Genomic DNA, 13,857 nt, shown 5'->3' with positions numbered 1-13,857 from the left:
CCTCTCGGCGCCGCCTGGGCGACCGGCCCGTCCGCCTCCACGACGCCGCTGCCGTCGCGGTAGCGGTCGTGCACGGACCACATGTCGAAGGCCGGCAGGCCGCCGAGCGCGGCCGACAGGCGCGTCGCCGACCTGCCGTGTGTCAGCAGAGCCCACGCCGGTGGCCACCCACGGCAGGTGGCTGTAGGAGGTCACCTTGCCGGTCGCGGGATCCTCGGTCCAGGGCATGGTGGCGGCTTTGCCGTTGGGCTTGGGATCCATCGTGACCGCCGTGGAGCGGAGCAGCAGGCTCTTGAGCGCGCACTCGACCGCGAAGCCGAAGTGATGGTCGTCGTTGGGCAGGCGCGCCCCGTCATGGAGGAAGACAGCGTCCTCGAAGTGGCGAACGGCCGCATGTGCGAAATGGTGCTCTGCTGAATTCACCGACACGTTGCGGTCCTTGGGGTCTGTTCGCTCGAACGGTCCAGGGTTTCCCGGGCGTCGGTCCGTGGCTCGGCGTTCGACCACCTTGATGTGGTGCCTCAGCTCCTCGGCGACGCCTGCCGTGTCACCGGTCGGGCCCAGCCCCTCCCACAGCCTTTGCTCCTCCTTTGCAGCGATCGAAGTTGTGCACTGCACCTCCGGGTTAAGGTCGAACGGTCCGGACGGCCGACGGAGGGGGCGGAGACCAAGTCATGGGCAACAACGGCGAGGTGCTCGACATCAAGATCGCCGACATCAAGCGGACAGCACCGCATTTCAGCCACGAAAGTGTTGCGCTCGCACAGGCGCTGACCAAGCTGAAGACCGGTCTGTCGGCGGCTGGCGCGCCCTGGGGTGACGACGAGCAGGGCCACAAGTTCCACGAGACGTACGGACCCTTGGTCACGCGGATCGAACAGTCCGCCCAGATCCTGGCCGCCGGATTGGCCAGTATCCACACGGCGATGGTCGACATGGCCGACGGCCACATCGACAACGAGGAACTGATCCGTTCGATGTTCAGCCGGATCGACGTCCCCCACGACACCGAGGGACACGGCAAGTGAGCGTCGCGGACAAGGCCCGCAAGGTCGTCCAGGACCTGACGGGCATGTGGTGGCCTGCGGCCGACATCGACGGGCTTCGGGACGCGGCGAAGGCGTGGCGTGACTTCGCCGACGACGTCGAGGACGTCACCGCCGCCGCCAACAAGGCCGCCCGCTCCCTGATCGAGCACAACAAGGGCGAGGCCATCTCGGCGTTCGACGACCCCTTCTGGCGCCGTTACTACCACGACAAGCACGGCTGGCTGAAGGACCTGTCCGACGGCGCCCGCGACATGGCCAAGGCGCTGGACGCCTACGCCGACGCCGTACACACCGCGAAGAAGAAGCTCGAACACGAACTGGAAATCGTCGGCGCCACCCTCGTGGGAGGCACCCTGCTGGCCGTCTTCACCGCGGGGCTCTCCGAAGGAGCGGCCGTCGCCGCCGCGGCGACCGTGACCGAACTCGCCGCCGGCTTGGGCGTCACCGTCACAGCCGAGGTCGCCTCCATCGCGGGCACGACCCTGGCCACCGCGGCCATCGCGGGTATCGAGTCCGTCACCGTCGACCTCGCCGTCGCCCAGCCCCTGTCCATCACCCTGGGTGAGCAGAAGAGCCTCAGCCTCGACGAGGCCCGCGAGGCCGCCGCCTATGGCGCGCTCCTGGGCGGTGGTTTGGGAGGTGGGGGCGCTGCCGTGAGGGCCGTCGGCAGTGCAGGTGGCTGGAGCGAACTCCTGGGCGGAGTACGGCTGCCGGGACTCTCCCCGGAGTTCGCCCTGCCGGGCGGCGTGACGGCATCGGCGGACGACCTCGGCCTGCTGATGAAGGGAGACGGGGAGCCGAACGCCTGGCCGCGCAGCAAACGCAAGGGCGCGGTCAAGCCGAAGTACCGGGCCGACCTGGCAGGAGACGAGGGCAAGGGGACCGCCAGATCGCACTCCCACACCCTGGAAAAGCACGTAGAGAAGACCGACCGGGAGCTTCGAGCCCGCCTGCGCGCCGAGAAGAGGATCACCGGCAGTTCCAGCTTCCTCAGCCCCGAGACAGCGCAGGACCTGACAGACCGGGCGATCGTGCAACGTCAGCACGATGTCAGACGATGGCTCGAGAACACCAGAAAGCCCGAACTCACGCTCACGGTCGACTTCGGGGATGAGGTCACCGGCCGAAGTCTGTCCCGGGAGGATTTCATCAGAGGAACCGGGCCGCACAACGTGAACAGGGTCTTCCTGCTCCTGCGCCGCGACCCCGACATGACGAGCGGCTACCGTATCCACACCTCTTATCCCACCTCGTGAGCGCAAGGAACACGCTGTGACCCACCATTACCCGGAAGGGTTCCTGGACAGAGACGAGCGGTTCCCCGCGCTGCACGAAATGCTCGATTCCTACGCCTCCTCAGGGAACTCCTTCACGGACACCGCCGATGAGCCCGGCGTCCCACTCAAGGCGTACGTGCGACAGGCCATGCGTACGCCAGGAGCCCTGGACACGGTCATCGCGGAGATCGACGACCTGCTGCGGGTCGGCCTGTTCAACGACGAGATCGCCGACGACGTGGACCTCCTGCCTCACGTCGAGCCTCCGGCCGGGCGCAGCGTGGAGCAGTGCCTCATGACCATCCGTGCGCACCTGGAGAGGACGAGGTCCTCCGGCGTGTACGAACAAGCGCGGGTTCCACAGACCGACTGGGAATGGAGGAAGCGGTTCCCGGAGCTTAGCTCTCTTCTGGGTGGTTACTTCCACCAGGATCACCCGCGGTTCTACGAGTCCCACCGCGAGGCTCTCGACGAATACCTCGACGGGAATCCGGCTGAATACCTCACCGAAGCAGCCCAAGAACTCCGTGACTTCCTTTCCTGCGTATCGTCGGACAAGGAACTGGAACGTGCCGCGGAGATCTTGGGCCTCATGGTCTATCCCCCCGACGGCGTCTCTCTGCGCCAGTGGCTCACCGACATCCGCGGCATCATCACTCACCGCCTGCGGAGAGGCACGACCTGACAGGGGCAGGCGGTACCGGCCCCCGCGCCGACAGATCTGCGCCTGACAACCGACTTCGGCCCGGCGTCCCGGCGTCCCGGCGTCCCGGCGTCCCGGCAAGCCTGACACCATGCACCGCCCCCGGTCAGCGAGGTGACAGCACGGTGGTGTGGCTGTGGGAGACGGTGGGCGTGCGGCACGAACAGTGCGTCGCGGAGAAGGACTTCGTCGACGACCGCTTCGTGGGTCTACGCGACGACGTGACGCTCGAGTCCTGGCGTACGGCTGTCGCGGACGCCGGGCCGGACCTGACTCTTCCCGCGGTGGACACCCGGCGATACAAGTTCGCGGGGGCCACGCTCGCGGCCCGCCTGTCGGACGACCAGGAAGCACATACGGTTCGCACGGAGTCGGTACGGTTCGTCAGAACCCTGTAGGTGGGCACGGACGCGCAGAGTACGCGGATCGGGCCGCCCACCCGCACAACGCACGGTGCCCAGCGCCCCCACAGGGACACTGGGCACCTCGGCTCAGTTCAGGTCAGCACCGGGCTCAGTGCGCGTGACCGTGGCTGTGGCCCGCGGCGGCCGGCTCTTCCTCTTCCTTCTTCTCGACGACCAGGGTCTCGGTCGTGAGCAGCAGGGAGGCGATGGAGGCGGCGTTCTCCAGGGCGGAGCGGGTGACCTTGACCGGGTCGATGACGCCGGCCTTGATCAGGTCGCCGTACTCGCCGGTGGCGGCGTTGTAGCCCTGCCCCTTCTCCAGGTCCTTGACCTTGGAGACGATGACGTAGCCCTCCTGGCCGGCGTTCTCGCCGATCCAGCGCAGCGGCTCGACCACGGCGTTGCGGACGACCGCGACACCGGTGGCCTCGTCGCCGGTCTTGTCCAGGTTGCCGTCCAGGACCTTGGAGGCGTGGACCAGGGCGGAGCCACCACCGGAGACGATGCCCTCCTCGACCGCGGCGCGGGTCGCGGAGATGGCGTCCTCCAGACGGTGCTTCTTCTCCTTCAGCTCCACCTCGGTGGCGGCGCCGACCTTGATCACGCACACGCCGCCGGCCAGCTTCGCGAGGCGCTCCTGGAGCTTCTCGCGGTCCCAGTCGGAGTCGGTGTTCTCGATCTCGGCCTTGATCTGGGCGACGCGGCCGTGGACGTCCTCGGACTTGCCGGCGCCGTCGACGATCGTGGTGTCGTCCTTGGTGACGGTGACGCGGCGGGCGGAGCCGAGCACGTCGAGGCCGACCTGGTCGAGCTTGAGGCCGACCTCCTCGGAGATGACGGTGGCGCCGGTGAGGACGGCCATGTCCTGCAGCATCGCCTTGCGGCGGTCGCCGAAGCCGGGAGCCTTCACCGCGACGGCGTTGAAGGTGCCGCGGATCTTGTTGACGACCAGGGTCGACAGGGCCTCGCCCTCGACGTCCTCGGCGATGATCAGCAGCGGCTTGGAGGAGCCGGCCTGGATGACCTTCTCCAGCAGCGGCAGCAGGTCCGCGATGGCGCCGATCTTGCCCTGGGTGATGAGGATGTACGGCTCGTCGAGGACGGCCTCCATGCGCTCCTGGTCCGTCACGAAGTACGGCGACAGGTAGCCCTTGTCGAAGGCCATGCCCTCGGTGAAGTCCAGCTCCAGACCGAAGGTGTTGGACTCCTCGACGGTGATGACACCGTCCTTGCCGACCTTGTCCATCGCCTCGGCGATCAGCTCGCCGACCTGCTGGTCCTGGGCGGACAGCGCGGCGACGGCGGCGATGTCGGACTTCTCGTCGATCGGGCGGGCGGAGGCCAGCAGATCCTCGGAGACGGCCTTGACCGCGGCGTCGATGCCCTTCTTCAGGGCGGCCGGGGAGGCACCCGCGGCGACGTTCTTCAGACCCTCGCGGACCAGCGCCTGGGCGAGGACCGTGGCGGTGGTGGTGCCGTCACCAGCGATGTCGTTGGTCTTGGTCGCCACCTCCTTCACCAGCTGGGCGCCGAGGTTCTCGTACGGGTCCTCGATCTCGACCTCGCGGGCGATCGTGACACCGTCGTTGGTGATGGTCGGAGCGCCGAACTTCTTGTCGATGACGACGTTGCGGCCGCGGGGGCCGATCGTCACCTTGACCGTGTCGGCAAGCTTGTTGACGCCGCGCTCAAGGGCGCGACGGGCGTCCTCGTCGAACTTCAGGATCTTCGCCATGGCAGCGGGAGCCCTCTCGGAAATCTGTGGGTGAAAAACGCCGCGCCCCGGGCGCCCGGCTTCTTATCGATTCGCGGGGGCCAGGGGCGCAGCTTCAAGCAGAGAGTCGCTTGAGGTGATTACTTCTCGATGATCGCGAGCACGTCGCGAGCCGAGAGGACGAGGTACTCGTCGCCGTTGTACTTCACCTCGGTGCCGCCGTACTTGCTGTAGAGGACGACGTCGCCGACCTTCACGTCGAGCGGCAGACGCTCGCCGTTCTCGAACCGGCCCGGGCCCACGGCGAGGACGGCGCCCTCCTGGGGCTTCTCCTTCGCGGTGTCCGGAATGACCAGGCCAGAGGCCGTGGTCTGCTCGGCGTCCAGCGGCTGGACCACGATGCGGTCCTCAAGCGGCTTGATGGCAACCTTGGAGCTGGCGGTCGTCACGATCCGACCTCCCCCTTCGGAGATCTCACGGGGTTAACTGTCTGAGGTGGCGACCAGGTGGATCCGTCGTCGCGGGTGCCGGACCTGCCCGTCGCGTTTGTTGGCACTCTCCAGGGGGGAGTGCCAGAGCCGAGACTATGACCGGGATTAGCACTCGGTCAAGCGGAGTGCCAATTGCCGTGCGGCGCGTCGGCCGGGAACGGCGCGCGCGGGTGCCCCGGCGGCCCGGTGTAGGCCCGGTGTCGCCCCGCTGCCACTCGCTGTCCAGGCTGCCCCCGCCGTCCCCCGCCGGATCCGCTCGTCCGCCGTGGTCAGCCCAGGTAGTCCTCCAGCCGTCCCACCGTCAGCCCCTCCCCCTGCACCTCCCTCAGCACCCGTACCGTGCGGTCCCGCAGCGGTGGGCCCGGGGTCTCGTCGGGGCCCACGAGGACGATGTCGCCGGGGCGCAGACGGTGGGGGCCGTGGGTGTAGGCGAGGCCCGCCGGGGTGAGGGCGGCGCGCCACAGGACGAGCGCGGAGATGCCGCAGCCGGCCGCCGCGCGCAGGGTGGTGCGGTCGTAGGAGCCGTAGGGCGGGCGGAAGAGGCGGGGGCGGACGCCGAGGCGGGCGCGGAGGCGGTCCTGCTGGCCGCAGATCCCGGCGCGCTGGCCGGCGTACGGCAGTCCGGCCGGCGCCCGGTGGTCGAGGGTGTGGTTCTCGATGCCGGCGCCGAGCGCGTGCAGCCGGGCGAAGTGGCCGTATCCGGGGGCGGCGACGCTGTCGGTGAGGAACAGGGTGACCGGGAGGCGGAGGTCGCGGACCATGTCGGCGAAGCGGGGGTCGCGGTCGGAGCCGTCGTCGTAGGTGAGGAAGACGACCGGGTCGCGGGTGGGGACGTGGTCGAGGACCCGGGGCAGGCCGTGGGCCGCGGGGCGGTCGGCGAGCGGGTGGGCCGGGGGCACCGGGGAGCGGGCGAGCGGGCGGGTCAGGCCCCAGGCGCGGTAGGCGCGACCGGGGCCGGTGGTGCGCGGGCGTGCCCCTTCGGCGGCCTTCTTGCCGAGGCGTTCGATGGGGTCGACGGACTGGGCGCAGCCCGTGAGGAGCAGGGCCGTGGCGATGACCGCGGCAGGGCCCCGCAGGCGCCTCACAGGTAGTCCTCCAGGCGGGCCACGGCGTAGCCCTCGCGCGTGACCTTGTTCAGGAAGCGGCGCATGTCGTCCACCATCGTGCCGTCCCAGTCGTCCCGGCCGCGGAAATGGGTGAGGACGATGTCGCCGGGGCGCAGCCGCCGGTCGTCCTCGCGGTACTCCCAGTGGTCGACGAAGACCTCCTCGTTCCAGATGGGCGCGTACCTGATGCCGCACTCCTTCGCGGCGACCAGGGTGTCCTGGTTGTAGTTGCCGTACGGCGGCCGGAAGACGGTGGGCGCCTTGCCGAACTCCTTCTTCATGACGGCCTGCATGCCGCAGATCTCGTCCTTCTGCTCCTCGTAGGTCAGGCCCGGCAGGTAGGGGTGGTGCAGGGTGTGGTTGTTGAGGGTGTTGCCGTAGGAGCGCATCCTGCGGAAGTAGCCGTAGTCGTCCTTCACCAGGTAGTTGCTGAGGAAGGCGGTGTACGGGACCTTCAGCTCCCGCATCATGGCGAGGAACCGGGGGTCCTTCTCGGCACCGTCGTCGATCGTCAGGAAGACGACCTTGTGCCGGGTGGGGACCGTGGTGAAGACGGGCGGCAGGTCCCAGTCCTCCTGGTGGTCCACCTCGAATCCGTCGCGGGCGCCGATCCGCGGCTTGACCATGGGCGGCGGCGGAGGGGTCAGCGGGACCTGGTCCAGCCCCCAGCGCCGGGCCGCGGCGGTCAGCCGGGCGTGTTCGGCGGCCCGGCGCGCCGCCGGGTCCTGGGGCTGGGCGGGGCCGCCCCGGCCGGGTGCGGGGCGTACGGCGTCGGGTCCGGCACAGCCGGAGAGCAGGGCGACGGTGGCGCATGCGGCGGCTCCTCCGCCGAGCGCCAGACGCCGCAACCGCGCCCGACTTTTGTCATTTTGTACTACTGCTCGCATGGTGCCGGATCCTCCCAGGCCCCGGCCCTCGACCCCGGCCGACACCGCCGCCGGAGGCGCACCATCCACCGACTGGCCCACAATGACCCGGTGAACGACCTCGCACCGCTCCTCACCCCCGAAGGCCGCGCCCTCCTCGACGAGGTGCGCGACACCGAGCCCGCGCAGGAGCTGGCCGTGGCCACCCGGCTGCGCCGTGAGCACCCGGCCGAGCTGGTCTCGGCCGCGCTCGGCCAGGCCCGGCTGCGGCAGCGGGCGGTGGCGAAGTTCGGTGCCGAGGACGCCGGGCGGATGTTCTTCACCCCGAACGGGGTCGAGCAGTCGACGCGGGCGAGCGTGGCGGCGTACCGGGCGCGGCGGCTGCGGGAGCTGGGCGTGGCCTCCGTCGCCGACCTGTGCTGCGGGATCGGCGGGGACGCGATCGCGATGGCGCGGGCCGGGATCCGGGTGCTGGCCGTGGACCGGGACCCGCTGACGGCGGCGGCGGCCCGGGCCAACGCCGAGGCGCTGGGGCTGACCGCCCTGATCGAGGTGCGCGAGGCCGACGTCACCGAGGTGGACACCGCCGGGTACGACGCGGTGTTCGTGGACCCGGCGCGCCGGGGCGGGCGGGGCCGCGTGTTCGATCCGGAGGCGTACTCGCCGCCGCTGTCCTGGGCCGTCGAGACGGCCCTGCAGGCACCCCGGGCCGCGCTGAAGATCGCCCCGGGCATCCCGCACGAGGTGGTCCCGGACCGGGCCGAGGCCGAGTGGATCTCCGACGGCGGGGACGTGAAGGAGGCGGTGCTGTGGTTCGGGACCGGGGCGCCGGGCACCGTACGGGCCACCCTGCTGCCCGGCCCGCGCACCCTCGTCGGCCGCGGGCTGCCCGACCCCGGGGTACGGCCGGTGGGGCGCTACCTGTACGAGCCGGACGGTGCCGTGATCCGCGCGCACCTGGTCGCCGAGGTGGCCGAGGAGGTCGACGGCGGGCTGCTGGACCCGACCATCGCCTACATCACCGCCGACGCGCCGCGGCCCACGCCGTACGCCTCCGCCTACGAGATCACCGACCACCTCCCCTTCAACGTCAAGAAGCTGAAGGCCCTGTTGCGCGAGCGCGAGGTCGGCACACTGACCGTCAAGAAGCGCGGCTCGGCGGTCGAACCGGAGGAACTGCGCCGGAAGGTACGTCCGCAGGGCCCGAACGCGGCCACCGTGTTCCTGACCCGGGTGGCCGGGGCACCGACGATGCTCATCGGCCGTCCTTCGGTGTGACGTCGGGCCGGCACACCCGCGGTGCGGGGCTCGCCGGGTGGATGCCGGCCACCGGCGACGAGGTCACCGCGCGGCGGAGCGCCACGGCGAGGGGCCGTTCGCCGGGCTCGTCGGCCTCCCGCCGGGCCACCGGCCGGCCGCGCCGGCCGTGGCTCGCGCCGGCCGGCCTCGTCCGCCCCGCGCCCGCCGGGACACGACCGTACTCACGGCCGTTCAGGCGGTGCCGAGGCTCACTGCCCCGCCCGGCGCAGCAGCAGGAGGCGTTCCTTCTCGTTGTGGGTCAGGGCGGCCGCCCGGAGGAACTCCTCGCGGGCCTCGGCGGTGCGGCCGAGGCGGGACAGGAGGTCGCCGCGGACGCTGGGCAGCAGGTGGTAGCCGCGCAGGACGGGCGCGGCGGCCAGGGCGTCCACCAGCTTCAGGCCCTCCGCCGGACCGTCGGCCATCGCCACCGCGACCGCGCGGTTCAGCTCGACCACCGGGGAGGGCGCGCGGACGGCCAGCAGGCCGTACAGGGTGGCGATGGCGTGCCAGTCGGTGTCCTCGTAGCGGTACGCGCGCGCGTGGCAGGCGGCGATGGCCGCCTGGAGGGCGTACGGGCCCGGGGGGCCGCTCGCGGTGGCGCCGGCCCGGCCGAGGGCGCCGACCCCGCGCGCGATGAGCATGCGGTTCCAGCGGCGCCGGTTCTGGTCCTTCAGCAGCACCGGTGTGCCGTCGGGGCCGGTGCGGGCGGCGGCGCGGGACGCCTGGAACTCCAGCAACGCCGTCAGGCCGTGCACCTCCGGCTCCTTGGGCATCAGCGCGGACAGCACCCGGGCCAGCCGCAGCGCGTCCTCGCACAGCCCCGGGCGCAGCCAGTCGTCGCCGGCGGTGGCCGCGTACCCCTCGTTGAAAATCAGGTAGATGACGTCGAGGACGGAGCCGAGACGGGCCTCGCGGTCCGGGCCGTACGGCACCTCGAAGGCGACGTTCCGGGTGGCCAGGGTGCGTTTCGCGCGGACGATGCGCTGGGCGACGGTCGGCTCCGGGACCAGGTAGGCGCGGGCGATCTCGGCGGTGGTCAGGCCGCCGAGCAGGCGCAGCGTGAGCGCGGTGCGGGCCTGCGGGGACAGCACCGGGTGGCAGGTGGTGAAGACCAGCCGGAGCAGGTCGTCGTCGATGTCGTCCGGGTCGGCCGGTTCGTCGTACGACGGCGGGGCCGACCGGAGCTCCCGGCCGATCCCGGCGAGTTTGCGGGCGTAGGTCTCGCGGCGCCGGATCAGGTCGACGGCCCGGTGCCGGGCGGTGGCCATGAGCCAGGCGCCGGGGTTGTCCGGCACCCCGTCCCGGGGCCACTGCTCCAGGGCGGCCACGAGGGCGTCCTGCGCCAGTTCCTCGGCGATGCCGACGTCCCGGACGATCCGGGCGATGCCGGCGATCACGCGGGGCGACTCCAGACGGAAGACGGTCTCGATGGCGTGTGCCGCAGTGGGCTGTGCTTCCACAGCCCACATGCAACACCCGGGGCGCGGCAAGGCCAAGCGGGATCAGCCCTCGGCGATCTCCCGCACCTCGCAGGAGACGGTCCAGTACGGCTCGTGGACCTGGAGGAACCGCTTGGTCCACTCCAGCGCCTCGGCCTTGTCCTTGCACTGCATGAGCGCGTAGCCGCCGATGACCTCCTTGGCCTCGGTGAAGGGGCCGTCGGTGACGGAGAGCCTGCCGCCCTCCCAGCGCACGGTGGCGCCCTGGGCGGCGGGCGTCAGCCCGGCGGTGTCGAGCATGACGCCGGCCTTGGTGATCTCCTCGATCAGCTCGCCCATCCGGTCCATCAGCTCCTTGCTGGGGCCGCCGGCGGGGGCGGAGGACTCGTCGATGTGGATGATCGACAGGTAGCGGGGCATGGTGGCTCCTTCGGCCGGGCGGCGGGGCCTGTCCCCGCCGCTCACCCCTTGTGTCGAACGGCGGCGACGCACATCGACACGCTCGCCGGATTTTCTTCCGGGAACTTTCCGGGGACTTTCCGGGGGGCCGGGGACCTCCTACCTGGGCCGGAGACCTCCTACCTCAGCCCGAATCCGAACGACGCCTTCCTGTACGGCGCCCCGACCGTCTTCCCGCCGAAGACCGCGGCCGCGTCCGTGACCAGGCCGGAGGGGCGTCCGCGCAGCACCCAGACGGCGCCGTTGCCGCCGTCCTCGCCGGGGGCGGAGGCGGCCAGGTCGGCGTGGCCGTTGCCGTTGACGTCGAGCAGCCGGACGACGTAGCCGAAGGAGTCGTACTGCTCGGCGGTGCCGGGGACCCCCTTGGTGTCCTGCCCGAACGCCTGGGCGCCGGCGCCGGTCAGCCCGGAGCGGCTGCCGCGCAGCACGTCGACGACGCCCTCGCCGTTCTCGTCGGGCACGCCGACCGCGACGTCGTCGATGCCGTCACCGGTGACGTCCCCGACCGCGACCGACTGTCCGAACCTGTCGCCCGGCTCCCGGCTGCCGGGGACACCGGGCGTGTCCTGCGTGAACCGCTTCCAGGTGGCCTCGCCGCGCAGCCCGGACGCGCTGCCGTACATCACCCAGATCGCGTCGTCGTCCTGGAAACCGGTGACGAGGTCGCCGTAGCCGTCGCCGTTGAGGTCGCCGATGGCCGCCGCGCCGTCGCCACTGCGGTAGGGCTCGGTGACACGGGAGAGACCGGCGGGGCCGCTCAGGTACAGCCGGCTGCAGTTGTTGCCGTCGCCGCAGTAGCCGGTCAGCACCAGGTCGGCGCGGCCGTCGCCGTTGACGTCGCCGGTGTCGCCGCCGTGGATGTCGACGTACTGGAGGTGCTCGGGGTCGAGCGGGGTGCGCGCGACCGGGGTGCCGGTGCGCTTGATCGGTCCCTTCCAGATCTCGGCGGTGCTGCCGGCCGGGTCGTCGCCCGGGCCGTAGCCACCCTGGACCACGGCGAGGTCGAGGCGTCCGTCGCCGTCGAAGTCACCGGTCTGGTGGTTGTTGCCCGGGATCGCCGTGCCCCCGGACAGGCCGCGCGGCCCGCCCCAGACGACGACCCCGCGGGAGACGAGGTCCGCGTAGCCGTCGCCGTCCAGGTCGCCCTTGGCGATCTGCAGGCCGAAGCCCTCCCCCTTGCGGGGGTTGCCGGGGATACCGGCGGTGGCCCGGCTGATGATCGCGCGGTGCCCGGCGGACAGGCCGTGCGGGCCGCCGTAGAGGACGGTGACGTAGCCGGCCTTGGCCCGGCCGCCGACCGTGGCGTTCGGGGCGCCGACCGCGAGGTCGGCGTAGCCGTCGCCGTTGAAGTCGTCATGGACGGTCGTGCTCTTCGGTGGGGCGGCGGACACGGCCGGGGCGGCGAGACCGAGGGTGGTCAGGCCCAGGGTCAGCGGGAGGGCCCAACGGGCGTGCGAACGCGAGCGGAACAACGGAGAACCCCCTGGTGTACAGCTGTTCGGTCATCGCAGCAGACCCCTGGTCCACTGGGAAGGTTGTGCGCATCAGCGCAGAGAGGCCCAGAGTCGGCCCGCGGCCGGTTCGTCCGCGACGACCCGGTTGGGGTCGGAGGGCGCGGTGACGACCGGCATGGTCACCGTCCGCACCCGGTCGGGGGCGAGGTCCTTCAGGCTGCGGCCGAGGCTCATCAGCTCGTTGAGGGAGTCCAGTCCGGTGTCGGTGGTGAGGCCGGCGGTGACGGCGTCGGCGGCCTCGTAGAGCTTGGCCGGGTCGGTGAGCAGGCCGGCTTCGGAGAGCCGCCCCAGCAGGGCCTTCACCAGTGTCTGCTGGAGCCCTATGCGGCCCAGGTCGCTGCCGTCGCCTATGCCGTGCCGGGTGCGGGCGAGGGCCAGGGCCTGCGTGCCGTCGAGGTGGTGGGTGCCGGCCTCGAGGTGCAGACGGCTCTTGTCGTCGTCGATGTCCTGGCCGGTGGTGACGTCGACCCCGCCGAGCGCGTCGACCAGCTTGGCGAAGCCGGAGAAGTCGATTTCGAGGTAGTGGTCCATGCGGACGCCGGTGAGCGACTCGACGGTCTTCACCGCGCACACCGGTCCGCCCACCGCGTAGGCGCTGTTGAACATGGCGCCGTACGCCGGTGCCGTGCTGCCGCCGGAGGGGAGCGGACAGGAGGGGCGGGTGACGAGGGTGTCGCGGGGGATGCTGACGACGGTGGCCCTGGTGCGGCCCGCGTCGATGTGCACGACCATCGCGGTGTCGGACCGGGCCCCTTCGCTGTCACCGCCGCCGAGTTCCTGGTTGGCCTTGCCGCCGCGCGAGTCCGAGCCGAGGACCAGGAGGTTCAAGGAGCCGGTGGGCAGCGGGGAGGCGTCGGCGGAGGGGGTGGTGACGGCCCTGGCCGGACGGTCGTCGCCGAGCGCGCCGTTGATGTCGACGCCGGTGATGTTGTGGTCGAGGTGCCAGTAGGCCCAGCCCGCCGCCGCCGCGCCCAGCACCAGGGTGGCCGCCAGGGTGAGACCGACGGCCTTCAGCGCTCCCGGCCGCCGGCCCACCCGTCTGCCCGCGTCGTCCTGCTCCTCGTGTCGCGTCACGACAGGAACATAAGTCCGAATTATTGGGGGACTGTCAGCGGAAGCGGCCCGAATCGGATTTCTTGGGGAATTCTCATCTTCCGGTTCAGCCCAGCGTCGCCGCGGGCACCGGATTGGCCCCGCTCCAGAAGCCGTTGAAGCCGGAGGTCACCGAACCCCCGCCGGGCACCGAGCCGTTGTACGAGGCGTCGGCACAGGCGACGGCCGCGCCGGACTGGGCGCAGGCGGCGTTCCAGCGAGTTTCGCGCTGTCGGCCGGCAGCTGCATCCGGACGTCCAGCTCGGTGATCGCCGCGTTGCCGGGGGTGACGGCGCTGACCGGGTACCGGTGATGTCACCGTAGGTGCCGGTCGGTTCGGAGCCGGTGACGGCGGTGCCGACGACCTTGCCCCGGGCCGCGCCCAGGTCGCGCAGGGGGGTGCCGGCGGCGTGTGCCGTGCCGGTGGACAGGCCGACGGCGGCG

At 71.4% G+C, this 13,857-nt stretch carries 14 protein-coding genes; 5 read left to right on the top strand and 9 right to left on the bottom strand.

What is annotated here, in order from left to right:
• Positions 1-674 precede the first annotated feature (674 nt).
• The 4 genes from ACZ7N4_RS08440 to ACZ7N4_RS08425 all read left to right on the top strand — a co-directional run bounded on the left by ACZ7N4_RS08440 (position 675) and on the right by ACZ7N4_RS08425 (position 3,427).
• Positions 675-1,028 carry a hypothetical protein gene (locus tag ACZ7N4_RS08440; protein ID WP_471355216.1) on the top strand — a complete coding sequence of 118 codons (354 nt, stop codon included), beginning with the start codon at positions 675-677 and terminating at the stop codon, positions 1,026-1,028.
• A complete protein-coding gene (locus tag ACZ7N4_RS08435) occupies positions 1,025-2,305 on the top strand; it encodes an RNase A-like domain-containing protein (protein WP_471355214.1) in 1,281 nt (426 codons plus the stop codon). Before ACZ7N4_RS08440 ends, ACZ7N4_RS08435 begins: the two co-directional genes overlap by 4 nt.
• 16 nt (positions 2,306-2,321) lie before the next feature.
• The gene (locus tag ACZ7N4_RS08430) at positions 2,322-3,011 is read left to right on the top strand and encodes a contact-dependent growth inhibition system immunity protein (protein WP_471355212.1); all 690 of its coding nucleotides are present in this window, start codon (positions 2,322-2,324) and stop codon (positions 3,009-3,011) included.
• Positions 3,012-3,154: 143 nt separating this feature from the next.
• The gene (locus ACZ7N4_RS08425; protein WP_471355210.1) at positions 3,155-3,427 is read left to right on the top strand and encodes a hypothetical protein; all 273 of its coding nucleotides are present in this window, start codon (positions 3,155-3,157) and stop codon (positions 3,425-3,427) included.
• 115 nt (positions 3,428-3,542) lie between these two features.
• Here the strand turns inward: ACZ7N4_RS08425 and groL are convergent, their stop codons facing one another.
• The 4 genes from groL to ACZ7N4_RS08405 form a co-directional block, all read right to left on the bottom strand.
• Positions 3,543-5,168: a chaperonin GroEL gene (gene groL / locus ACZ7N4_RS08420; protein ID WP_471355208.1), complete on the bottom strand. Its 1,626-nt coding sequence runs from the start codon at positions 5,166-5,168 to the stop codon at positions 3,543-3,545.
• Between the two features lie 119 nt (positions 5,169-5,287).
• Complete coding sequence (gene groES / locus ACZ7N4_RS08415) at positions 5,288-5,596, bottom strand: co-chaperone GroES (protein ID WP_004955293.1); 309 nt, start codon at positions 5,594-5,596, stop codon at positions 5,288-5,290.
• Positions 5,597-5,907: 311 nt separating this feature from the next.
• Positions 5,908-6,723 (bottom strand): polysaccharide deacetylase family protein, encoded by an 816-nt coding sequence (locus ACZ7N4_RS08410; protein ID WP_471355206.1) that lies wholly within the window; start codon positions 6,721-6,723, stop codon positions 5,908-5,910.
• The gene (locus ACZ7N4_RS08405) at positions 6,720-7,631 is read right to left on the bottom strand and encodes a polysaccharide deacetylase family protein (RefSeq protein WP_471355204.1); all 912 of its coding nucleotides are present in this window, start codon (positions 7,629-7,631) and stop codon (positions 6,720-6,722) included. Before ACZ7N4_RS08405 ends, ACZ7N4_RS08410 begins: the two co-directional genes overlap by 4 nt.
• 90 nt (positions 7,632-7,721) lie before the next feature.
• Here ACZ7N4_RS08405 and ACZ7N4_RS08400 point away from each other — a divergent pair, with 90 nt between their 5' ends.
• The gene (locus ACZ7N4_RS08400) at positions 7,722-8,888 is read left to right on the top strand and encodes a class I SAM-dependent methyltransferase (protein WP_471355202.1); all 1,167 of its coding nucleotides are present in this window, start codon (positions 7,722-7,724) and stop codon (positions 8,886-8,888) included.
• 230 nt (positions 8,889-9,118) lie between these two features.
• On the opposite strand, the gene ACZ7N4_RS08395 is transcribed toward ACZ7N4_RS08400, so the two are convergent.
• The 5 genes from ACZ7N4_RS08395 to ACZ7N4_RS08375 all read right to left on the bottom strand — a co-directional run bounded on the left by ACZ7N4_RS08395 (position 9,119) and on the right by ACZ7N4_RS08375 (position 13,732).
• Positions 9,119-10,378 carry an RNA polymerase sigma factor gene (locus ACZ7N4_RS08395; RefSeq protein WP_471355200.1) on the bottom strand — a complete coding sequence of 420 codons (1,260 nt, stop codon included), beginning with the start codon at positions 10,376-10,378 and terminating at the stop codon, positions 9,119-9,121.
• A gap of 33 nt (positions 10,379-10,411) precedes the next feature.
• Positions 10,412-10,768, bottom strand: a complete 357-nt coding sequence (locus tag ACZ7N4_RS08390; protein ID WP_471355198.1) for a YciI family protein — start codon at positions 10,766-10,768, stop codon at positions 10,412-10,414.
• Between the two features lie 158 nt (positions 10,769-10,926).
• Positions 10,927-12,279 carry an FG-GAP-like repeat-containing protein gene (locus ACZ7N4_RS08385; RefSeq protein ID WP_471355196.1) on the bottom strand — a complete coding sequence of 451 codons (1,353 nt, stop codon included), beginning with the start codon at positions 12,277-12,279 and terminating at the stop codon, positions 10,927-10,929.
• Positions 12,280-12,351: 72 nt separating this feature from the next.
• Positions 12,352-13,395 (bottom strand): LCP family protein, encoded by a 1,044-nt coding sequence (locus ACZ7N4_RS08380; protein ID WP_471355194.1) that lies wholly within the window; start codon positions 13,393-13,395, stop codon positions 12,352-12,354.
• 85 nt (positions 13,396-13,480) lie between these two features.
• On the bottom strand, positions 13,481-13,732 hold the full coding sequence (locus tag ACZ7N4_RS08375; RefSeq protein WP_471355192.1) for a cellulose binding domain-containing protein: 252 nt from the start codon (positions 13,730-13,732) through the stop codon (positions 13,481-13,483).
• Positions 13,733-13,857 lie beyond the last annotated feature (125 nt).

Source organism: Streptomyces sp. NPDC107654 (genome assembly GCF_055639035.1).
The sequence above is the reverse complement of the archived record's forward strand: the minus strand, read 5'-3'. Positions and strand labels throughout refer to the sequence as shown.